The 23079-nt window shown below is 33.1% G+C and carries 22 protein-coding genes; 9 read left to right on the forward strand and 13 right to left on the reverse strand.

Annotation, left to right across the window (positions count from 1 at the left end; genetic code table 11):
• Positions 1-19: 19 nt before the first annotated feature.
• The gene (locus CXF59_RS02470; RefSeq protein WP_101136141.1) at positions 20-610 is read right to left on the reverse strand and encodes an RsmD family RNA methyltransferase; all 591 of its coding nucleotides are present in this window, start codon (positions 608-610) and stop codon (positions 20-22) included.
• A complete protein-coding gene (locus CXF59_RS02475; protein ID WP_101136498.1) occupies positions 607-1428 on the reverse strand; it encodes a DUF3822 family protein in 822 nt (273 codons plus the stop codon). The genes CXF59_RS02470 and CXF59_RS02475 overlap by 4 nt, the downstream gene beginning before the upstream one ends.
• A gap of 223 nt (positions 1429-1651) precedes the next feature.
• Here CXF59_RS02475 and CXF59_RS02480 point away from each other — a divergent pair, with 223 nt between their 5' ends.
• Genes CXF59_RS02480 through kdsB form a run of 3 tightly spaced genes read left to right on the forward strand, consistent with a single transcriptional unit; the run spans position 1652 to position 4966 of the window.
• The gene (locus CXF59_RS02480) at positions 1652-3073 is read left to right on the forward strand and encodes an ATP-dependent RecD-like DNA helicase (protein WP_101136142.1); all 1422 of its coding nucleotides are present in this window, start codon (positions 1652-1654) and stop codon (positions 3071-3073) included.
• 45 nt (positions 3074-3118) lie between these two features.
• On the forward strand, positions 3119-4198 hold the full coding sequence (locus CXF59_RS02485) for an acyltransferase (protein WP_101136143.1): 1080 nt from the start codon (positions 3119-3121) through the stop codon (positions 4196-4198).
• 42 nt (positions 4199-4240) lie between these two features.
• Positions 4241-4966 carry a 3-deoxy-manno-octulosonate cytidylyltransferase gene (gene kdsB, locus CXF59_RS02490; RefSeq protein ID WP_101136144.1) on the forward strand — a complete coding sequence of 242 codons (726 nt, stop codon included), beginning with the start codon at positions 4241-4243 and terminating at the stop codon, positions 4964-4966.
• Positions 4967-4970: 4 nt separating this feature from the next.
• Here kdsB and CXF59_RS02495 read toward each other — a convergent pair whose 3' ends face one another.
• Together CXF59_RS02495 and CXF59_RS02500 are read right to left on the reverse strand one after the other, a co-directional pair.
• Positions 4971-5678 (reverse strand): potassium channel family protein, encoded by a 708-nt coding sequence (locus tag CXF59_RS02495; RefSeq protein ID WP_101136145.1) that lies wholly within the window; start codon positions 5676-5678, stop codon positions 4971-4973.
• 85 nt (positions 5679-5763) lie between these two features.
• A complete protein-coding gene (locus tag CXF59_RS02500) occupies positions 5764-6429 on the reverse strand; it encodes a spermidine synthase (protein ID WP_101136146.1) in 666 nt (221 codons plus the stop codon).
• 62 nt (positions 6430-6491) lie between these two features.
• Between CXF59_RS02500 and CXF59_RS02505 the strand changes: the two genes are divergently transcribed.
• Entirely contained in the window at positions 6492-7043 is a 552-nt protein-coding gene (locus CXF59_RS02505) for a 1-acyl-sn-glycerol-3-phosphate acyltransferase (protein WP_101136147.1), read from the forward strand.
• A 65-nt stretch (positions 7044-7108) separates the two neighbouring features.
• Here the strand turns inward: CXF59_RS02505 and CXF59_RS02510 are convergent, their stop codons facing one another.
• On the reverse strand, positions 7109-7585 hold the full coding sequence (locus CXF59_RS02510) for a helix-turn-helix transcriptional regulator (RefSeq protein WP_101136148.1): 477 nt from the start codon (positions 7583-7585) through the stop codon (positions 7109-7111).
• A 311-nt stretch (positions 7586-7896) separates the two neighbouring features.
• Between CXF59_RS02510 and CXF59_RS02515 the strand changes: the two genes are divergently transcribed.
• The 4 genes from CXF59_RS02515 to CXF59_RS02530 all read left to right on the forward strand — a co-directional run bounded on the left by CXF59_RS02515 (position 7897) and on the right by CXF59_RS02530 (position 12822).
• A complete protein-coding gene (locus tag CXF59_RS02515) occupies positions 7897-9051 on the forward strand; it encodes a M14 metallopeptidase family protein (protein WP_101136149.1) in 1155 nt (384 codons plus the stop codon).
• Between the two features lie 78 nt (positions 9052-9129).
• Positions 9130-9609: an Lrp/AsnC family transcriptional regulator gene (locus CXF59_RS02520; protein ID WP_101136150.1), complete on the forward strand. Its 480-nt coding sequence runs from the start codon at positions 9130-9132 to the stop codon at positions 9607-9609.
• Positions 9610-9709: 100 nt separating this feature from the next.
• Positions 9710-12295 (forward strand): phosphoenolpyruvate carboxylase, encoded by a 2586-nt coding sequence (locus tag CXF59_RS02525; protein ID WP_101136151.1) that lies wholly within the window; start codon positions 9710-9712, stop codon positions 12293-12295.
• An 11-nt stretch (positions 12296-12306) separates the two neighbouring features.
• Complete coding sequence (locus CXF59_RS02530; protein ID WP_101136152.1) at positions 12307-12822, forward strand: DinB family protein; 516 nt, start codon at positions 12307-12309, stop codon at positions 12820-12822.
• A gap of 1 nt (position 12823) precedes the next feature.
• On the opposite strand, the gene CXF59_RS02535 is transcribed toward CXF59_RS02530, so the two are convergent.
• The 7 genes from CXF59_RS02535 to CXF59_RS02570 form a co-directional block, all read right to left on the reverse strand.
• Positions 12824-13300 (reverse strand): DNA-deoxyinosine glycosylase, encoded by a 477-nt coding sequence (locus tag CXF59_RS02535; RefSeq protein WP_101136153.1) that lies wholly within the window; start codon positions 13298-13300, stop codon positions 12824-12826.
• 9 nt (positions 13301-13309) lie between these two features.
• On the reverse strand, positions 13310-15424 hold the full coding sequence (gene recQ / locus CXF59_RS02540; RefSeq protein WP_101136154.1) for a DNA helicase RecQ: 2115 nt from the start codon (positions 15422-15424) through the stop codon (positions 13310-13312).
• Between the two features lie 118 nt (positions 15425-15542).
• Positions 15543-15959, reverse strand: a complete 417-nt coding sequence (locus CXF59_RS02545; protein ID WP_101136155.1) for a DNA primase — start codon at positions 15957-15959, stop codon at positions 15543-15545.
• Between the two features lie 9 nt (positions 15960-15968).
• Positions 15969-16940: a deoxyhypusine synthase family protein gene (locus tag CXF59_RS02550; RefSeq protein WP_101136156.1), complete on the reverse strand. Its 972-nt coding sequence runs from the start codon at positions 16938-16940 to the stop codon at positions 15969-15971.
• Between the two features lie 92 nt (positions 16941-17032).
• A complete protein-coding gene (locus CXF59_RS02555) occupies positions 17033-18433 on the reverse strand; it encodes an arginine decarboxylase (protein WP_101136157.1) in 1401 nt (466 codons plus the stop codon).
• Between the two features lie 292 nt (positions 18434-18725).
• Positions 18726-19793, reverse strand: a complete 1068-nt coding sequence (gene aroB / locus CXF59_RS02565) for a 3-dehydroquinate synthase (protein WP_101136159.1) — start codon at positions 19791-19793, stop codon at positions 18726-18728.
• Positions 19794-19937: 144 nt separating this feature from the next.
• Positions 19938-20219, reverse strand: a complete 282-nt coding sequence (locus CXF59_RS02570; RefSeq protein ID WP_101136160.1) for a hypothetical protein — start codon at positions 20217-20219, stop codon at positions 19938-19940.
• A 288-nt stretch (positions 20220-20507) separates the two neighbouring features.
• Between CXF59_RS02570 and CXF59_RS02575 the strand changes: the two genes are divergently transcribed.
• Complete coding sequence (locus CXF59_RS02575) at positions 20508-21677, forward strand: proline dehydrogenase family protein (RefSeq protein WP_101136161.1); 1170 nt, start codon at positions 20508-20510, stop codon at positions 21675-21677.
• 78 nt (positions 21678-21755) lie between these two features.
• On the opposite strand, the gene CXF59_RS02580 is transcribed toward CXF59_RS02575, so the two are convergent.
• A complete protein-coding gene (locus CXF59_RS02580; protein ID WP_101136162.1) occupies positions 21756-23078 on the reverse strand; it encodes a hypothetical protein in 1323 nt (440 codons plus the stop codon).
• Position 23079 lies beyond the last annotated feature (1 nt).

Consider the following 23079-nt stretch of genomic DNA (forward strand, 5'->3'; position numbering starts at 1 on the left):
AATTTAATAAAGATATAGGCTACTCTTCTTCGCCGCCTTCAAAAAGATTATCATCTGACTCGTCTTCACCAGAACTCAATTCGAAGAAAGTAAAAATAGAACCGCCATATGTTTTCTTGAAAGAAAAGTTAATAAGATGATCCAATTTGGTGTATTTAGAATGCTCGATTATCATCATCCCGTCATCATTAAGAGTGTTCTTTTCAAAAACCATCAATACAATTTTTTCAAAAGTCTTTTGATCCAAAGCGTACGGAGGGTCGGCAAAAATAATATCGAAACTAGCATTGTTTCTCTCTAGAAATTTAAAAACATCACTTTTTGTTGCCGCAATATTAAAATCATATTCGGCTGCCACTTGTTTAATGAATTTCACGCAACCAAAATCTGCGTCCACAGATGTAATCGGTGTGCTACCTCTGGAGGCAAATTCATAACTGATGTTTCCGGTTCCTGCGAACAGGTCCAAAATTTTCAAGCCTTCAAAACTAAAATGGTTGTTGATTACATTGAACAATGCTTCTTTAGACATATCGGTAGTGGGGCGAACGGGTAAGCCTTTTGGGGGAGAGATTCGTCTTCCCTTGTATTTTCCTGAAATGATTCTCATGAGTTGAAAAGTATAAAATGATTTCTGTTTTCGGCCTCAGAAAAATAATTATTCCACCGTAAATCGTCAACATCAATAAGTGAAACGTTACGGATGTATTTGTATGCTATTTTAAAAAAATCACTTTCGGAATCTATATTTCCTATCAATTCCAACGAGAAATTTTCAGGATTAAGATTCAATTGCTCTGCGGTAAACAAAACATAATAAATGAAATCTTCGGGGGTTTGATAATCAAAAGAGTTGAATAATAATAACTTCTGATTTTGAATAACAATAATCTCAAAATGCCCTTCACTGAAATGAACCGTCATTTTCTTATCGTCAATATTTTTGGATGCATCCAAAAGGGTGGTTACCAAAATACTATTAGCATGCTTATAATCGAAAGTGCCAAATTGATCAATGAAAAAGTTGTTCATATTTACATAAGGAATATAAACCGAATTGATTTGGTAATTACTGATTTCATCGTATGCAAAAAAATCAGTGTCAAAAACCTTAGTGTTGTATTGCAGATAACTCCCTAGGAAATTTTCGTCAAAAAGCGGTGCCGGAACAAATGTGGACAGATTGTTATTGTGAATAATCAATACATCATCATAGATTTCGTTCAATTCAGGATAATCCCTAAAGGCATTCGAAAATAAATCCTCAATTTTAATTCCTTTATCAAAAGAATCAAAATGAACTTCGTTAAAGGAAGTAATTGTATTATTGAGTGTGTCAAAACAACAAAAAGACAATCCGGCCAAGGAAACTTGAATGGAGAGTTTTTTATATTTCTTTTCGGTAATATTTGTGTTTTGTGTAGACATAATCTGATTTATAATCCATTCTGTCCATAGAAAACAGAAAGGATTAAATGCGATAGCAAACTTACAAATTAAAATAACAATGGCAATCACAAAAAGTAATGACAATAGGAAAAAGCAATAGAAATAAAAAAAAGTCATAAATGAAAATAATATCTGAATTGAAATTGAAATGGCCATTGGTTTTTGATATTGAAACCCTTACTTTGCAGTTAAAATATGTCAGATGAACTCCTCCTTGTTTTATAGCCTTTTAAAAAATAAATTCCCTTTTGTTCCCACATACAAGCAGGATATTTTTTTTCAAAAAATTGCTATTTTTTTAACTGAAACTGATAACGACACGATTTTTGTCCTGAAAGGATATGCAGGAACCGGTAAAACGACCGTGATTTCTACCATTGTAAATAACCTTTTGGACATAAATAAAAAATATGTTTTACTAGCGCCTACAGGTCGTGCCGCAAAAGTGATTGCCAATTATTCTAATAAACCTGCTTTTACGATTCACAAAAAAATATATTTCCCAAAGAAGTCTTCTGGCGGAGGGGTTTCTTTTACGTTGCAACAAAACAAACACAAAAACACCATTTTTATCGTTGATGAAGCCTCGATGATTTCGGATACCAACTCTGATTCCAAATTATACGAAAACGGTTCTTTGCTCGATGATTTGATCTCATATGTGTATTCAGGAACGAATTGTAAGATGATTCTGCTGGGAGACACAGCCCAATTGCCTCCGGTAAATTTAGATATTAGTCCAGCTTTGGACACCCAGACTTTAAGTTTGAATTATGATAAGGAAGTCGAATATATCGAACTTGATGAAGTCATGCGTCAAGAAGAAGATTCTGGAATCTTGTACAATGCGACGGAACTTCGTGAGTTATTGAAAGATTCCTTCATCACCGAGTTTCAGTTTAACGTTAGGAAGTTTAAAGACATCATCCGTTTGACCGATGGCTATGATATTCAAGACGCCATCAATTCAGCATATAGTAATTATAGTATAGAAGACACTGCTTTTATTGTTCGTTCGAATAAAAGAGCAAATCAATATAATGAGCAAATCAGAACTAAAATTCTAGACAAAGAAAGCGAATTGTCATCAGGCGATTTTCTTATGGTAGTCAAGAATAATTATTTTTGGTTGAAAGATTCTGATCATGCCGGTTTTATTGCTAATGGTGATATTATTGAAGTACTGGAGATTTTCAATATCAAGGAATTGTATGGATTTAAATTTGCCAATGTGAAAATCAGAATGATCGATTATCCAGATCAAAAGCCTTTTGAAACGGTGCTATTATTGGATACCATAAAAAGCGAATCACCGTCCTTGACTTATGAAGAATCCAACAGGTTGTATCAGGAAGTGCTAAAAGACTATGAAGGCGAAACCAAGTTAAAGCAATTTCAAAAAGTTAAAGCAAACGAATATTTTAATGGGTTACAAGTAAAATTCTCCTATGCCATTACCTGTCATAAATCACAAGGAGGGCAGTGGAATACCGTTTTCATAGAACAACCCTATTTGCCTAACGGAATTGACAAAGATTATATTCGATGGTTGTATACCGCTATGACGAGAGCAAAAAATAAATTATATTTGATCGGTTTTAAAGATGAAAATTTTGTGGAATGATTTCATTTTTTGGCTATCATAACCGAATATAATTTTTTAAAATAAATGATTAAACCGCTTACTTCATTGCGCTTCTTTTTTGCATTTATGATATTTGTGCATCATATGACTTTTTTGGCAAAAAGTAAGTCATCGACTTTGAGATGGATTCATGAGTCAATATTAAAGGAAGGATATATCGGAGTTAGTTTCTTTTTTATTTTAAGTGGTTTTATTCTTGCTTATAATTACCGTGATTCGATGTTAAATCAGAAGATATCAAAATCTAATTTTTATATCGCCAGAATTGCCAGAATCTACCCGCTTCATTTATTGACTTTACTGATTGCTGTGCCATTGACGTTTCAAAATGTTAATTTTGAAATCTCACTTTGGTTCAAACAGTTGTTTTTTAATTCGACATTGACCCAAAGTTTCGTGCCAATAAAGAAAATATACTTTTCTTTTAATTCTCCGTCATGGAGTATTTCTAATGAACTTTTTTTCTATTTACTTTTCCCCTTTTTAATACTTTTGATTTCGAAACTTAAAGTTCTTAAATACAGTAAAGGCTTATTGATTCCGTTTTTACTTTTACTGCCAATATTGATGCTAGTAATCCCTCCAATCTATTATAAAAACCTATTCTATGTTAATCCATTTTTTAGAGTTTTTGATTTCATCGTTGGGATACTTCTTTTCGAATTATATTTAAAAATAAAAAATACAGAGAAGCTCATTAATTATAATGCCTTGGAGTTTGGTTCCATAATATTATTAGTTGTTTTTTTTATTTTTCATAGCCAGCTTCCATTAGTGGTTCGATATTCCATTTATTACTGGTTACCAATGAGTTTTTTAATACTAGTTTTTGCATTCCAAAAAGGAGAGCTTTCAAGATTATTATCTAACAATACCTTGATTTTACTAGGCGAAGTAAGTTTTGGTTTTTATATGTTTCATCAACTAGTTTTGAAATATTTTACAATGGTAAATAAATCGCTTCTTCATATTACAAATGAATTTTTAATTATTTTGATTATTTTAGTCGTTTCGCTCATAATAAGTTATATCAGTTTAATCTGGTTTGAAAATCCAGTAAATAAATATTTAAAAAGAGTTTTGATTAAGAAAACGAAGTATTAGGGTTTTTATAGAAATATATAATAAATTAATAAACAGAATATCATGAAAATAATAGCCGTTATTCCTGCCCGTTACGCTTCCACTAGATTTCCTGCTAAATTGATGCAGGATCTTGGCGGTAAAACCGTGATTTTAAGAACCTATGAAGCTGCAGTAAACACGAAATTATTTGATGATGTTTTTGTAGTGACGGATTCTGATTTGATTTTTGACGAAATTGTTTCTAACGGCGGGAAAGCCATTAGGAGCATCAAAGAACACGAGTCGGGGAGTGATCGAATTGCGGAAGCAGTTGGAAATCTGGATGTGGAAATTGTGGTTAACGTACAGGGGGATGAACCCTTTATCGATACAGAGCCTTTGATGAAATTGATTGAGATCTTTAGAAAAGATGCTGCCGGCGAGGTCGATTTGGCTTCCCTAATGCGTGAAATTAAGGATGAAGAAGTCATCAATAATCCTAATAACGTAAAGGTAGTCACGGATCAAAATGACTTTGCTTTGTATTTTTCACGTTCGGTAATTCCGTTTCCCAGAGAAAAGAATGTAGGTGTTCGTTACATGCAGCACATCGGGATTTATGCCTTTAGGAAACAAGCCCTGTTGGATTTTTATAGCTTACCCATGAAATCATTGGAAGCATCCGAAAAACTGGAGCAACTGCGTTACCTGGAATTTGGTAAACGAATCAAAATGGTCGAAACAACGCATGTAGGTATTGGAATCGATACTCCTGAAGATTTAGAGAAAGCAAGACTGATGATCTAAGCTATTAGTTACTGTCTTGATCAAAATACCCTTTTGATTTTATTTTGGTAGAGAAAAAATTCAGGAATAAAACCACAAACATCAACACGATCATAGATTGCACACTCACTAAAAATTTTCCAAAAGGGTCAACGGGATAAAAATCACCATACCCAATGGTAGATGAAGTTACCGTACTAAAATAAATAGCGTCAAACCAATGCGTAAAAGGTTTGTTGAAATTATTAGTGAAGGAATACAAAACTGCAAAACCGAATACCATTTCTAAATAATTAAAGAAAAGTAATAACATCGATCTTTTGTAGGAACGCGGTTTTGAAAATAGATCAGAGGCAAAAATCAATGTGGGAATGTATAAAATTGTTTCTAACATTACATATACCATTACTGCAAGAATGAAAGAATTGTTTTGCCAATGATTCATTAGAATCAGTAATGGCAAACTCACTTTTAGTAAAACATAGAAATCTACTGCAAGGTCTTCGTACTCAGCCCCTTTTTTGGAAACCAAATATTTAATATAAATTCCCGGGAAAAACAACTGAGAAGACGAAAGGAATAAACGAACAATTTTTTCTATTCCGTTATCATCCTGATGATCGTTATGCCAAATTGCTTTTATATTCTGGATTCTCTTTTGAATAGTATTGAACTCTGGCTTTGCCATTTTGGTAACATTTCCTAAGAGCAGTTTGCGAATGACTTTTTTCATCAAATTTGGTTTTACTATTCTAATCGAAATTACGAAATATATCCTTTAATTATAAACAGGGACAAATGGGATGTATTAATTTTGATTACACTATTTTTTCGATAACAATTAACTCATTATGAACTTCAATTCTGGGTATTGATTTTATTTTATAATTAGTAGTGCAGAAATCTGAAATGTATTTTTTATTCCTGAGGTTCTGTTGCTCATTCAAAAGCATCGTATTAAAAAGGACATAACCTTTACTTTTTAGCAAGGAGCAAATATTATTGACAAAATAACTTTCATATAAAAAACTAGGCATCGTGGTATCTTGGAATACATCAATGATAATCAAATCATATTTCTCTTTAGTTTTCAAAACAAATTCAAAAGCATCGTCGATTACTATTTCAAGTTGTTCAATTTCATCCAGTTTAAAATAGTGATTAGCCAGTTTTATAATTTCAGGATCAATTTCGACCCCAGTAATTCTACCACCAAATTTAATTTCATCAACTAATGTCTTTACAACACTCCCACCGGCGACACCAAGTATTAGAACGTGCTCCATTTTAATTATTTTATCAAATCCAATGGTCTTTAACCCCAACCTTAGAATACGTTGTAAACTGCCATAGGAATAATTAGTGTTTTCTGAATCCAAAACTAATTCACCATTTGTCCAAGTAACCTCTATAGATTTACTTAAAGCCGATTTTACGGTATGAATTTTAATTGGAACAAAGTAACTAATTATTTTTTTTAGCATCAATGACGGTTTTTATCAAAAATAAGTTTTAAATTATATATTTTGCGACAAATTACTGAGTAATGAAGAAACAAATTTATAAATGGATCTTTTTCCGGCTTATGGGGTGGAAGATCGTAGGCACGATTGATGCAGACATTAAAAAATGCGTAATGATGATTATGCCACATACCAGCGCACATGATTTTTATCTAGGTATTTTTACTAGAGGTATCACAGGATTAGAAATGAATTTTGTGGGAAAAAAGGAATTATTTACTTTTCCTTTAGGCTGGTATTTCAAATATATGGGAGGAGAGCCACTTGATCGATCTGGAGGAAAGAATAAAGTAGATTCAATTGCAGCCATTTTTAGCAGAAGAGAAACTTTTCGTCTTGCCGTAGCTCCAGAAGGAACACGCAATAAAGTAGACCAACTTAAAACAGGATTTTACTATATCGCTTTAAAAGCAAATGTGCCTATAGTTCCCGTTGCATTTAATTTTGGAAAAAAAGAAGTTAATCTTGGGTCTCCGCTAATGCCGACAGGAAATATTGAAGAAGACCTGACTATTTTAAAAAAGCATTTTAAAGGAGTAGAAGGTAAAATTCCCGAAAAGGGATTTAAAGAATAATTCCAACTTAAAACTAGTTGCAGTTAAAAAAGCCAATCCTTTTATGAAACATAGGGTTGGCTTTTTTAGTTTGGCGTAAAAACTTTGAAAGTGCCATCTTTATAAAAGAACACAATTTTTTCTACTTCACTTGAAATGGATTCGTCTACTGCGTTTTGAATATCTTCATTTTTTGTGACGACCCTATTTTTATCGGCATTATTTTTTTCTTCAGAAAATAAATTTTCGGGAGCAATAGATTCTGGAATTGGAGTGGGGGTATTTGGTATGATCAATTCTTCCAATTTGGTTTCTTGTTTTCGACTCGGTTCGTTATTTTTTGGAAAACTGCCTTTTCCATTTAGAATCCAATACAAATCTACATCAGGAAAAACATCAAGAATTTTAAGAATAAAATCCAAGCTGGGTTTGTTTCTGCCGGATAGAAGGTGGGATAAACTAGAGCGCTGTACGCCAATTTTATCTGCAAATGCGGAAGCATTTAAACCATAATAATCCAATATAATTTCGAGTCGTTTAATAAAATCCTCAGTGTTTACCATTGTAAATAGCGGTTGCGATTAGTCTATTTACAAATGTAACATAAACACATGACAATAGCAAAATTACAAGTGTAAATTGTATATAAACTGATAATTCATTGTAATAAATGGATTAAGTAGTAATTTATAAAATACTGATAAAGAATGTTATAAGAACAATATTAAACTACAGTAACATTTGTCAATTAATAACGTAGAGAGTAACAGTACTAACCGTCCAAAGCTGTTTACATTTCTAAAATTAACCACTTCAAACTTGTTTACATTTGTAAAAATAAAGATGTTTACTTTTGTAAATTAAATAATACACTATGGATTTAGAACAATTATTCAATAATAATAAAGAGCAATCAATTGAAGGTAGGTACCTTACTTTACGATCAATCGAACCACTATTGCAACAATTAAACACGGATAATCAACTTTCGGTTGTTGGTGAATCAGTGTTAAAAAAGCCGATTTACAAATATCAAATTGGCGAAGGAAAAATCAAAATATTGCTTTGGTCCCAAATGCATGGAAATGAAAGTACAACTACAAAAGCGTTGTTTGACTTCTTAAATGTGCTGCATAACGGTTCGTCGCTTGCTGCGGAAATGTTACATGCGTTTACTTTTTGCTGTATTCCAATGTTAAATCCTGATGGAGCAGAGGTGTATACTCGTGTAAATGCAAATGAGGTTGATTTAAATAGGGATTCGCAAAACTTAACACAGCCGGAAAGTAGGGTGTTGCGGGAGGTGTTTGATTTATTTCAGCCCCATTATTGTTTTAACCTGCATGATCAGCGTACGATTTTTGGAGTAGAAAGTACTGGTAAACCTGCGACAGTCTCTTTTTTGGCTCCCTCTTATAATGAGGAACGAGAAATAAACGAATCTCGATTGAAGGCTATTAATCTTATTGCAGAGATTAATACCGTGTTACAGAAGTATATACCGGGTCAAGTAGGACGGTTTGATGATTCTTTTAACCTTAATTGTATTGGAGATACCTTTCAGGCACTTGGAGCGCCAACTGTATTGTTTGAGGCAGGACATTTTCAAGATGATTATCAAAGAGAAAAAACAAGGAAGTATATTTTTATGGCGTTAATTTCAAGTTTTATTACACTGAGCGAAAACGATATAGTTAGTAATGGAATTGGCAAATACTTGAATATTCCTCAAAATAAAGTGGTGTTTTATGATTTTTTATATAAAAATGTCAAATTAAATTATGATGGTGTTGAAAAAATTACGAATTTTGCTGCACAATACAAAGAGGAGTTAATAGAAGACGAACTGTTTTTTAATGCTTATTTTGTAGGGATTGGAGATTTGGAAGGGTATTACGGTCATTTCGAGTATGATGCAAAAGAAGCAGAGTATAAAGATAGCGAAGGTGGTTTTCCGAAATTAAATCAAAAAGCTGATTTTTATTTACAAAATAGCATTAAATTTGTTAACGGATTGATGAAAAAATAATATTTTGCGTCAATTTGTTGTTTTTATGTATATTTTTAAACTTTGGATTAGTCAATTATAAATATTAATTAAAGAAATATGAGTAAGTTCCGTTTAGATGAAGTAGATCACCAGATATTAGATATGTTGATTGACAACACAAGAGTTCCGTTCACTGACATTGCCAAAAAATTATTAATTTCTGCTGGAACCGTGCATGTTAGGGTTAAAAAAATGGAAGATGCAGGAATTATAATGGGTTCATCATTAGTACTTGATTATGATAAATTAGGGTATTCTTTTATTGCTTATGTCGGTGTGTTTCTTAATAATACTTCTCAAACTAAATTCGTTTTACAACGTATTAACGAGATTCCTTATGTGACTGTAGCTTCTGTAACTACAGGAAAATTCAATATTTTCTGTAAGATCAGAGCCAAAGACACAAAACATGCTAAGGATGTTATTTTTATGATTGATGATATCGATGGTGTCTATAGAACAGAAACTATGATTTCATTGGAAGAAAGCATTAATGATAAGAAGCGCTTGATGCATACCATATTTAAAAACATGTAATATACTTGAATGCTATATTTTAATATAACCTCAAGTTAGTTCTTGAGGTTATTTTTTTTACAACTATTTTCCGCTAAACCAAACCAACTATAACACAACTATGTACACGCTACCAAAAATCGAACGTTTTAATCAAAACGTCCTCTCTAAATACAATATTTATAATAGCGTATTTATTACTTTGCCATTTGACTCTATAGACAATACAGGGGCATTACTTCCTTTGTTTACAGATGTTTGTGAGAGTGGTTTCAAAAAACTGCAGACTCCGAAAGAAATTGTGGATTATTTCATGAATAAATATTCGCATAGTATTGATGAAGGGGAGAAAATTGATATCATGTTTCGTTTTATCCAATATATCGAGCGTCAAATCGTTTTGTTTGATGCAGTAGAAGATGCCGCTTTTCCTATTGTAAATAATATGGAGGGCAGGGGGTCGTTACGAGATATCAAAGAAAAAGCAGATGCAAAAGGAAAGAGAGAAGAATTGATTGATTTTCTTGAAAACTTTAACGTCAGAACTGTTTTAACAGCTCACCCCACTCAGTTTTACCCTGGTTCAGTCTTGGGTATTATTAATGATTTAACAGAAGCGATACGCGAAAATAACTTACTTAATATAAAAGAGCTTTTGGCTCAATTGGGTAAAACACCTTTTATAAAAAACGAGAAACCAAATCCATTTGATGAAGCGGTTAGTTTAATTTGGTATCTTGAGAATGTGTTTTACAGTACGTCAGGGGATATGGTTCATTACCTGCAAAAAAATGTCTTCCATGGTGAATCGATTCAAAACGCATTGATAAAACTAGGGTTTTGGCCTGGTGGAGATCGTGATGGGAATCCGTTTGTAACAACTGATATTACTTTAAATGTGGCAGAGCGTTTAAGAACTTCAATCTTGAAGTGTTATTATATTGAAATTAGAAATTTAAAAAGAAAGCTAACTTTCTCAGGTGTTGATGTCTTGGTGTCCGAACTTGAACGTAAACTTTACCGTTCTGTTTTTTATTCCAAAGGGGAGATTTATATCACCTTAGAGGAGTTTAAAGCACAGTTAAATAAGATAAAGAGAATTGTTATAGAACAGCATCAGTCTTTATATTTAGATCAACTGGAAGCGCTTCTTATTAAAGTCAATCTATTTGGTTTTCATTTTGCCACTTTGGATATCCGTCAAAACAGTAGAATACATGATGGCGTTTTTAAAGACGTTCATGAATATTATGTAAATTCAAACTCAAACAATTTTCCCGAAAACTATTATGATTTAACAGAAAAAGAAAAATTTGAGGTCTTGTCTAATGTTAAGGGGGATATTAATCCGCATGATTTTGAAAACGAAATAACAAAGTCGACTATCGAGTCGATTCAAGCGATAAAGGTTATTCAGGAAAAGAATGGAGAATTTGGTGCTAACCGTTATATTATAAGTAATAACGAAAGTGCGCTAAATGTATTGGAAACTTTTGCGATGATTCGTTTAAGTGATTGGGAAAAGCCAACAGTTGATGTCGTTCCGTTATTTGAGTCTGTTGAGGATTTACTGAACGCTCACAATATTATGGAGCAGCTGTATACAAATCCGATGTATGCCAATCATTTGAAAAATAGAGAGATGAAGCAAACGATTATGCTTGGTTTCTCAGATGGTACAAAAGATGGCGGTTACTTAATGGCCAATTGGAGTATTTATCAAGCCAAAGAAGCGCTTACGGCGATTTCAAGAAAATATGGAATAAAAGTGATCTTCTTTGATGGACGTGGCGGACCGCCGGCACGTGGTGGCGGTAAAACGCATAAGTTTTATGCTTCTTTAGGCCCAAATATCGAAAATAAGGAAATTCAAATTACTGTTCAAGGACAAACGATTAGTTCTAATTTTGGAACTTTAGATTCCTGCCGTTACAACTTGGAGAATTTATTGAGCGCCGGGGTTACAAATCAGGTGTTTAGTAAAAACAAGAATGAATTATCAGTCGATGAAAAGAATGTGATGGGGCAATTAGCCAATTTAGGATATAAAAAATATTTGAGTTTTAAGAATCACCCGAAGTTTATTCCATATCTGGAGCAGATGAGTACATTGAAATATTATGCTAGAACAAATATAGGAAGCCGACCTTCAAAAAGAGGTAAGTCAGAACAGTTGGATTTCAAAGATTTACGGGCAATTCCTTTTGTGGGTTCTTGGAGCCAGTTGAAACAAAATGTTCCCGGATTTTTTGGGGTAGGTACTGCACTGAAACATTTTGAAGATACGGAACAATGGGACAAGGTCCAGGATTTGTATGATAACTCTCTATTTTTCAAAACACTGTTAGAGAATAGCATGATGTCAATTGCCAAGTCCTTTTTTCCTTTAACAGCGTACATGAAAAAAGATCCTGAATTTGGCGAATTTTGGCAAATCATTTATGATGAATTTTTAGAATCTAAACGATTATTACTAAAAATAGCAGGTCATAAGGAGCTTATGGAGAACTATGCTGACGGTAAAGCATCTATTCAAATAAGAGAGCGTATTGTTCTGCCGTTGTTGACAATACAGCAATATGCTTTATTAAGAATAAACGAACTTAATAAAGAAAGTGTACCCGATGAAAATTTAATAAAAGTATACGAAAAAATAGTAATGCGTTCCCTTTTTGGAAACACAAATGCAAGTAGAAACTCAGCATAAACATACGAAAAATGAAATCAAGCCAATTACCAATTACTGAATACGCTCCATCATATGCGATCTATATTCAACTTTTAAAAGACGTTACTCTAATGGAAGAATTAGAAATAAGTCTTCATGATTTTATCAAATTCGTGCAGAATATTCCTATGGACAAATTCGATTACCGTTACGCGGAAGGAAAATGGACCATCAAGGAGATTATTCAACATCTGATAGATACCGAACGTATTTTTAGTTATCGCGCCATGCGTATCTCTAGAAATGACAAAACGCCTTTGCCGAGTTTTGAAGAAAATGATTATGTTGACAATACCAATGCCAATGAAAGAAACTTGCAGAGTTTGTTGACAGAAATGGCGTTAGTGAGACAATCTACTATAGCTCTTTTTAAAAGTTTTTCAGAGGAACAGCTAACTAGAATGGGGGTGGCGTCAAATAGTCCCGTTTCAGTTCGTGCTATTGGTTTTACGACTATTGCCCACCAAATGCATCATCAAAAAATATTTCAGGAAAGGTATTTATAAATTACTGGAAGCAAGTAGACCAGATTTTTAATTTGTTTTCAATAGACATTGTATTCGCAGGACTGGTTGAAGGCATCACATAATACGTGATGCCTTCTATTTGTCCAAATTTTTTCACGAAATAACGGTGACTTTCCTTTCCGTTAAAAATGATCTTGTGTATACCGATGTATTTCTTAAACAAAGCTTCAAAATCATTTTCTTTTTGATTTTTTATATTGACGTCTAAACTTCCTTTGCGTTCACAATTTTCTAAAACATCCCACAATCCCAATTTATTTATTTGTAAGAGTTTTATTTTTTCTGCGAAAATTTCTGAAATAGGTAAATTATCGAAAAGTGTATACATAATTTTCCAAAAATGATTTCTCTTGTGTGCATAGTACTCTTGTTTTTCGAGAGATGCAACACCCGGCATTGTTCCTAGGATTAGGATTTCTGTCTGATGATTTACAAAATGTGGAAATGAAGTAATCATATGAATAGGTTATTTGTTACGTCTTTCTTTTTCGATAATAGCCAAAGCCAATCTTATTTTGTCGTACAGTATTTTTTCTTCAAGGTAGTCATAATATGGTTTTAAGGTTGTCGGACTTTCTAATTGTAATTTGGCGTTAGCGATCAAACTTACTTCGTCTTCAGAAACAAATTGGTATAAGTCAATCGTTTCTCCGTCCAAATATAATTTCGCCAAATGAGACATAATCGTGCCAATACCTAATTTGCGTTTCAACGCAATTTCCTGAGTAGTTAATCCACTTTGAAATAGTAGTAACGTTTCTTTATATGTACCGGCCTCTTTTTTAGGTTTTACTACTTTTTTTTTTTGAAATTCGATTATTGCTTTTATGAATGCGTCCCCATATTTTTCGAGTTTTGCTTTTCCTACTCCGTCAATAGTAATGAATTCGTCATCACTCATTGGTCGTATTGTTTCCATTTGGCGTAAAGCAGCATCACTGAAAATGACATATGCAGGAACACTTTCCTCTTTAGAAATTTCATAACGCAATTTGCGAAGTGTTTCAAAAAGAGAGTTGGCTGCCGATTTGCTTTTGGTTTCTTTAAGTTCGGTTTTTTCGGTGTTGACTTTTTGAACTGTGGTCAGTTGTACTTTGTCTCCTTCAAATAAAACTTCACGGGCTAATGTGGTCAGGCGAATTTTGTTTTGTCGGTGAAAAGCAATTTCGCAAAGCCCTTGATTGATTAATTGAATGATATACTGATTCCAGTCGTACCAGGATATATCACTACCGATAGCATAGGTTTTTAGATTTTGATATTCATTTTCGAATATATAAGCATTTTTGGACCCCCTTAAGAAGTCAATGATAACCGGCAACGGCTCCGATTCTTTCAAACGAATAATGGCAGATAATGCTTTCTGTGCGATTACAGTTCCGTCAAAAAATTCAGGTGGGTTTTTACAAATATCACAATTACCGCAATTTTCAGTTACCAGTTCGCCAAAATAAGACAGTAATATTTTTCTGCGACAACTTAAGGCATCGGCATACTGTTTCATTCTTTCAAGTTTCGCCAGTTGCACTTCTGCGTTTAAGCCTTGAGAAGCAAATTTTTGCAGTTGGATTACATCTCCATAACTTTCGAATAAAATAGTTTCAGAGGGCAAACCATCACGACCGGCTCGTCCAATTTCCTGGTAATAACCTTCAATATTTTTGGGTAGATTATAATGAATAACCCATCGAACATTTGATTTGTCTATCCCCATACCAAAAGCGATTGTGGCGCAAACTACCTGGCAATCGTCATTGATGAAGTCGTCTTGGGTTTGCGATCGAACAGCGCTGTCAAAACCGGCATGATATGCTTTTGCGTTTATACCCGCTTTTTTAAGTTTTCCTGCAAGTTCTTCCGTTGTCTTTCTACTTAGGCAATAAATAATTCCAGATTCGATTGGTTTAGCACTTATAAAATCAATTATTTGTTTGACTCTGTCGAGTGCTGGACGAACTTCTAAACTTAGGTTTTTTCGATCAAAAGAAGAGATAAACGACTTTGGGTTTATTAAGTTTAATTGCTGGCTAATATCCTTACGTGTAGCTTTATCGGCAGTTGCAGTTAAAGCTAAGATTGGAGTAGAAGGGAAGCGTTTTTTTAAATATCCTAGGTTGATATAAGCAGGTCTGAAGTCATGTCCCCAAGAAGAAATACAATGTGCTTCATCAATTGCGATAAGACTTACGGTGATTTGGCTAAATGCATTTTCTAAATAGGATAAGCTCTCAGGAGCTACATAAACCATTTTTACCTTATTGTTCTTTAGGTTTTCAATGTGTAATTGCTGTTCAGCACTCGTTTGACTGCTGTTTATAAAACAGGCTTGAATTCCATTTGCTTTTAAACTGTCCACTTGGTCTTTCATCAAAGCGATTAGCGGTGATATTACTATTGTAATTCCGGGAAATAAAAGTGCGGGCAATTGAAAACAAATTGATTTTCCGCCACCGGTAGGCATAATGGCCAAGGTATCATGACCGGACAAAATAGTATTTATAATTTCCTCCTGATTCGTTCTGAATTTTTCAAAACCAAAATTTTCCTTTAAAGAGTCATGTAATATTTGGGATGTAATCATTTAGGGAGTAGTGCCTTTTAGTATTAATGCAATGTAAATTATAAAAAAAAAATAATTTTTTGATCTGATAAAAAAAAGGAACTCGATTAAGAGTTCCTTTTGTATTTTTTAGATGAAATTAATCTTCATCGTCGTCGTCATCATCGTCATCAGAATAATCAGACTTATCTGAATCTTCATCATCGTCATCAGTGTCTGGTTTGTCACGATTGTGAAGGTCGTCATCATCATCATCATCGTCATCATCGTCCATGTCATCATTCATCCCCATTCCTTTCATTGGCATAACCGGTTCGATAACATCATCGATTTCTTCGTCTTCGTCATAGTTTTCAATTCGATCAGCTAACTTAGTACTTACTTTCACTAAATAGAAAGTGTCTTCTGTGCGTACTTCAACTGCTTCAATCAATTCGTTTTTACCATTTCTAAAACGAACGATATTTGAATCATCATAACCGTCAGGAAACTTTTCCACTAAAAGGTTTAAAATTTCGTTAGTAAGCTTTGCGTAATCAACAATTACTCTTTTCATAAGGATATTCTATAGATCTAATAAATAAGCAAAAATAAGAGGTGCCACAATTGTAGCATCAGATTCAATAATAAACTTAGGCGTTTTTATATCTAATTTACCCCAAGTAATTTTTTCATTCGGAACAGCTCCAGAATACGAACCGTAACTGGTAGTAGAATCTGAAATTTGGCAGAAATAGCTCCAAAAAGGTGTTTCTGGCATTTCCATATCTTGGTACAGCATTGGAACCACGCAAATCGGGAAATCTCCGGCGATACCACCACCGATCTGGAAAAACCCAACTCCATTAGCAGAATTTTTAGGATACCAATCTGCTAAAAATGTCATGTATTCTATTCCAGATTTCACCGTAGAGACTTTTAAATCTCCTTTAATGACATAGGAAGCAAAAATATTTCCCATAGTACTATCTTCCCATCCTGGACAGATAATCGGTAAGTTTTTTTCTGCTGCAGCATACATCCAGCTATCTTTCAAATCGATTTCGTAATACTCTTCTAAAACGCCTGATAAAAGCATTTTGTACATAAATTCATGCGGTAAATAACGTTCTCCCTTATCATCTGCGTCTTTCCAAATTTTGTAAATATGTTTTTGCAAACGACGGAATGCTTCATGTTCAGGAATACAAGTATCTGTTACTCGATTTAACCCTCTTTCAAGTAAATCCCATTCTTGCTCTGGAGTCAAATCACGGTAGTTTGGCACTCTTTCGTAATGTGAATGAGCTACCAAGTTCATGATATCTTCTTCTAAATTTGCACCAGTACAAGATATAATTTGAACTTTGTCTTGACGAATCATTTCTGCAAAAATCTTTCCGATTTCGGCAGTACTCATTGCTCCTGCAAGAGTTACCATCATTTTAGCTCCATTTGCAAGCTGCTCTTCGTAGCCTTTTGCTGCATCTACTAAAGCCGCAGAGTTGAAATGCAAATAATGCTTTTCTATAAACTGACTTATAGGTCCTTTACTCATTTTATTTGGTTTAAATATTTAAGAATCAATACTTTGAATGGTTAGATTCAAATATAATAATTTTTAAATTGACTAATTGTGTATTTAATTATTTATTTTTTGTCGTAGCCTAAAATTTTTAATACATCGTCGGCTGTTTGTTGTTCTGAGAATACTTCGGTTGCTATAATTCCATTTTCATCTCTGTTGATTAAGATGTGTTTTGGTTGTGGAATCAAGCAGTGATGTAATCCACCATATCCACCAATAGTTTCTTGATAAGCACCGGTATTAAAAAATCCAATATATAATGGTTTTTCTTTATTGTATTTTGGTAAATAGATGGCATTCATATTTTGCTCAGAATTGTAATAATCATCACTATCACAAGTTAAACCACCCAATAAAACTCGTTCGTAAGTTTCATTCCAACGGTTAATTGCCAGCATAATAAAACGTTTGTTGATTGCCCAAGTATCAGGTAAAGTAGTGATAAAAGAAGAGTCAATCATGTTCCATTTTTCTCTATCATTTTGTTGCTTTTGATACAAAATTTGATAAATAGCGCCTCCGCTTTCTCCTACGGTAAAAGAACCAAATTCAGTAAAGATGTTTGGAACGTCAACTTCAGCCTCATCGCAGGCAATTTTAATCTGATTGATAATTTCATCAATCATGTATTGATAATCGTATTCAAAAGCCAATGAATTTTTTATAGGAAATCCACCACCAATATTCAAACCATCCAATGTAGGGCATTCTTTTTTTAATGCGATGTATACTTTGATACATTTTACCAACTCATTCCAGTAGTAAGCCGTATCGTTAATCCCTGTATTGATGAAAAAATGCAACATTTTAAGTTCCAATCTATCATTATCCTGAATTTGTTTTTTATAAAAACTAACAATGTTTTTATAACCAATTCCAAGACGGGAAGTGTAAAACTCAAACTTTGGCTCTTCTTCAGCAGCAATACGGATTCCAATTTTGAATTTCCCGTTAATTTCTGCCTGAAGTAGATCTAGCTCTTCATAATTATCAATAATTGGAATAGTGTTTTTATGCCCGTTATTAATTAATCTTGCAATATTTTCAATGTACTGGTCTCTTTTAAAACCGTTGCAAATAACATAAGTGCTTTTGTTTATTTTACCATTTGCCATTAAATTTTCAACAATATTAATGTCGAAAGCTGAAGAAGTTTCAACGTGAATATTGTTTTTAAAAGCTTCATTCATAATGAATTCAAAATGGGAGCTTTTTGTACAATAGCAGTAATAGTATTTTGCCTCGTATTTATTTTTCTCCATCGATTTACGAAACCAGTTTTTGGCTTTGTTAATGTTATTTGAAATTTGAGGTAAATATGTGAATTTTAATGGAGTACCATATTCTTCAACGAGTTTCATCAAATCAATATTGTGAAACTTTAGATTGTCTTTGTTTAATGTAAATTCTTCTTGTGGAAAGTAATATGTTTGATTTATTAGATCGGAATATTTTGTATTCATGTAGCTTTTAGTATTGCAGATTAATCAAATTGGTATATTAGAATTAAACTAATTTTCAAACTCTAATATTTGCATAAATAATCTGAAGTTTTTCGTGATCTACTTTTAAATGGTTCGACTGATCAAAACAAAAATATTTTTTAATCGAATAAAAACGTCTCAATATCCTTAAAAAAGATTTATTGTTTCGGTTCTCATTTGAACTATAATTTCCTTGTTTTTGATTGTTTTTCATTGTGGCAAATGTAAAAAATAATATATACGTAATCCAATCCTTTTGGCTAAAAAATATTTAAGATTTATAATCGTTAAATGCTTTAAGAATTAATTCATTTTCAACAGATTGATTTATTTTTATTTTACCAATACCTTCTATTAGGGCAAATTGTATGGTGCCATATTCATTTTTCTTGTCATGAATGAGCAATTCTAGTATGGGTTCTATGTCATTTTCAAGAAACACGATATCATCAAAGATTGATTTTATTGTCGTTTTAATTTGAATATACTCGCTTGCACTTATTAATTCCTTGTCGAAAGAGATATAGCTTTCTAAAATCATCCCTACAGCAATGGCTTCACCATGTAATAAGGTAGTTTTATTTTCATTCTCAAGAAAATAACTTTCAATGGCATGACCGAGTGTATGTCCGAAGTTTAGTGATTTCCTAATATTTTTTTCAGTGGGGTCTAATGTTACTATTTCGTTCTTAATTACAACGGAACGGTAAATGAGTTCGTCAAAGTCAGCAAAGTCAATCGCTTTTAAGTCTAGAAATTGTTCCCAATATGCTTTGTCAAAGATTAAACCATGTTTTAGCATTTCGGCAAGACCAGAACGCATTTCATTTTGCGGAAGCGTCTCTAAATAATCGGTATCTATTATTACCATTGTCGGTAGGTTGAAAACACCAATTTGATTTTTTAAATTACCTAGATCAACTCCGTTTTTTCCACCTACGGAAGCATCAACCATTGAAAGCAGGGTAGATGGGATATTAATAAAATCGATTCCTCGTTTGAAGGTTGAGGCTACAAAACCACCTAAATCAGTAACAACACCGCCACCAAGATTTATGACAAGACTTTTCCTGTCAGCACCAAGCTCGGTTAAAACATTCCATATTTGGACGCAAGTCTCAATGTTTTTATTTTCTTCACCTGCTTCAAATTCGATAATTTCGATAGTTAGTTCCGTTTCTAAATAAGGTAGGAATATTGGTAAACACAGTTCATTAGTATTGCTGTCTACTATTATGAACAAGTTAGAATACTTGTTTTCTTTTAAATGAAGGTTTAGCGCTTCATATCCTTTTTCATTAAAATAAATTGGATAATTACTTGCTTGAATCGTTTGCATCTTTTTGGATTAATTGAAAGTGCAAAATAAGGTATTTTTTGCTTAATTCTATTCAATAGACAGCCCATATTTCGAAATAAATATAACAAAAAATATAAAATATATTTAATTGTAGATTAGTTAGCTGAGATTAAAATAGCTCGTTTAATTACAATTTTGCATAACAATATCAGCAGCATTACTATAATTTTTATTTTTAGCCAAGTTTAGATAATTACGGCCCTCTTCATTATTTTTTATCGGAAAGTAGCTTAACCTTAATAGATACTCAGACTTTCCATCATTAAGATTGGGGCCATCTAAAGCTTTTTTTAAATAGGTAATGGCATTATTATATTCTTTTAGGTTGTAATAACAGATTCCTATATTTTGCACATAAATCAGATTACCAAGTTCTGTTTTTAATGCTTTCTTATAGGATAGCAATGCTGTCGTATTTTAAAGCATTTCCAAATTGTATTACTTGAATCTCAACAATATTTTGGTGAAACAATTATTTCCTTCCGATCAGAAGGCTATCGTTAGGAAACATTAATCAGCAAGCCACCAATTAACAATATCTAATTGCAAGTCATACACACTTGTGCCACATGTCAATAGTGGTATTTACAATGAAATATTAAATTTATATTTAATACTAAAATATGGGTTTTAATCCACAGGTTTTTTTTATTTTTGCTACATAGAAGTTATAATAATTACGAAATTAGCAACATGGAAAAAATATTCGATAATACAGAAGTGGCCTTTGCATTAAAAAGCGATACAGAACTTGATAGAGCTTACTTTCTTTTTAAAATGATTTCCATCGAGCCATTGGTCAAAATAGGATCGGCGGTTACTAATTTCGCATTAAATCTTAATCTTCCGGTGGAAGGATTAATACGTGCCACTGTTTTTGATCATTTCTGCGGAGGTATTAATGTAAAAGATTGCCTATCTGTTGTGGATAAAATGCAAACAAAAGGAGTTTCTTCTGTATTGGATTATTCAGTGGAAGGAAAAGAGGATGAGCATCAGTTTGATGCTGCAATGAAAATGACTTTAAAAACCATAGATTTTGCCAAAGAGCGTCAATCAATACCGTTTGCAGTTTTTAAGCCAACAGGGTTTGGACGTTTTGAATTGTATGAAAAATTAGGAGAAAAACAGAAGTTAACTGCGGAAGAACAAGAGGAGTGGGATAAAGTTGTTGCTCGTTTTGATTTGGTTTGCAGTGAAGCTTATAAAAATAATGTATCGTTACTTATTGACGGAGAAGAGAGTTGGATGCAAGATGCAGCTGACGAATTGGTTACTAATATGATGCGTAAGTACAATAAAGAGAAGCCAATTGTTTTCAATACATTGCAATTGTATCGTTGGGATCGTTTGGATTATTTGAAAAAGTTGCATGAAGTGGCAAAGAAGGAAGGGTTTATTATTGGAATGAAGTTAGTTCGTGGCGCTTACATGGAAAAAGAACATGCTAGGGCTAAAGAAAAAGGGTATCCAACACCAATTTGTGCATCAAAGGAGGCTACAGATGCTAACTATGATGCTGCAGTAGATTATATGGTTGATCATTTAGACGGAATGTCTATCTTTTTAGGTACTCATAATGAAGAAAGTACTTATAATTTGATAGATCATATGAAGTCAAAAGGAATAGACACTAAAGATGAAAGAATATGGCTTGGCCAACTTTACGGTATGAGTGACAATATTAGTTATAATCTAGCCGATCATAATTATAATATTGCAAAATATTTACCTTTTGGTCCGGTAAAAGACGTGATGCCGTACTTGATTCGTCGTGCTGAGGAAAACACCTCAGTGGCCGGACAAACTAATCGTGAGTTAGGATTAATAAAGGCAGAGCAAAAAAGAAGGAAAAAAGAATAAGCAGTTTCTGCAAGGAATAAAAAAGGTTTCGTCAGTACAGTACAACGAAACCTTTTTTTATTTTACAATAGTTTCACCTTAGAAAGAAATCTGAAACTGTAGGACTAACATACTTTTACGATCACTTTGAGGGTATTGAATACCTGTTTTTTCGAAAATGGCTCTATTTTGGTAGCCTAAACTTAATTTAGGACCTAAAGTGCCAGTTAGGTAATAATTTGCTCCTAATTCATACAGACTCATTGGATTATTTAATGCATCAAGGTCGGCAATTTGTCCCGCTGCATAAACTTGTAGTCTTCCTTTTGTAGCTGGATTTGTAGGCTTTACAAACAAATATCCTACTTGTCCGTAATATATATTTCCAGTACCAACGCCAATGAATCCATTACCAGAACCGTTTACAAGAGATCCATCTACAATAGCTGGGTCTGGAGTAGAAATACTTCTAGTATAGTTTTTTCCGAAATTACTATTATTGTACGCCGCGTATAGCGTTAGGGCGTCACCTTTAGCACTAATTGGTTTGTCATAAAAAACATCTAAACCTAAAATATTCATATCGTCGTATAAAATCGCTGTAGCATCATTAGGATTTACTCTCCACATTGCTTTTGCCTGCTTTAAATACCCTATGGCTATATTAAATATTTTTTTTGTACCTAAATATGTTCCTTTATTATAAGCCTCAGTATTGGATTCTACATCTGCAAAAGCATAAGTTAACATTCCAGCATATTGTGCCCTAGGTGTATGAGTGCTTATTGTTGAATTTAAATTTAAAGAGCTAGTTGCGTTGCGATACGGATTTGTGATAGCAGCCCGATAACTTAATTTATTAAACAACAATCCTTTAGCATAAATACTTAAATTTCTATTGCCGAAAGTACTAGAAATATTCATGTTTTGTTGATAAATAGGAGCATCGAGTGTAAGTTGAGAAGAAGAACTATTAGCTGAATATCGGGTAGTACCAGCACCCCAAGCTGTTAATCCTCCGCCAAGGTGAAATTGATTATTAAAATGGTATTCCCCTATAGCATCTAAAATAGATAACGGCGCGTTTGATGGACCCGAATTTTGAGTGAAATTAATATTATTTTGCCCTGTTTGAATATGAAAAAACACTTTATCAGTAAGCATTCCCATAGCTTGAATACGCAATCGTCTAACGACAATATCAGTAGATTGTGAGACAACATTATCTCCTATTTTACTATTTGGATTTAATTCTGTGTACCGTCCCCACAATTGAAAGTTCGCACCAAATTTAATATATCTTTTCCCATCTTCAGATAAGTTTACTTTGAAAGGACTTTTTGTTTCTTGCGCTTGGAAGACAACAGGTTTTAAAAACAGCAAAAAGAGTAGGGCAGCTGTTTTAGTTAATTTTTGGTTCATT

Origin of the sequence: Flavobacterium sp. ALD4 (assembly GCF_002836475.1) — a bacterium.
GTDB lineage: Bacteria > Bacteroidota > Bacteroidia > Flavobacteriales > Flavobacteriaceae > Flavobacterium.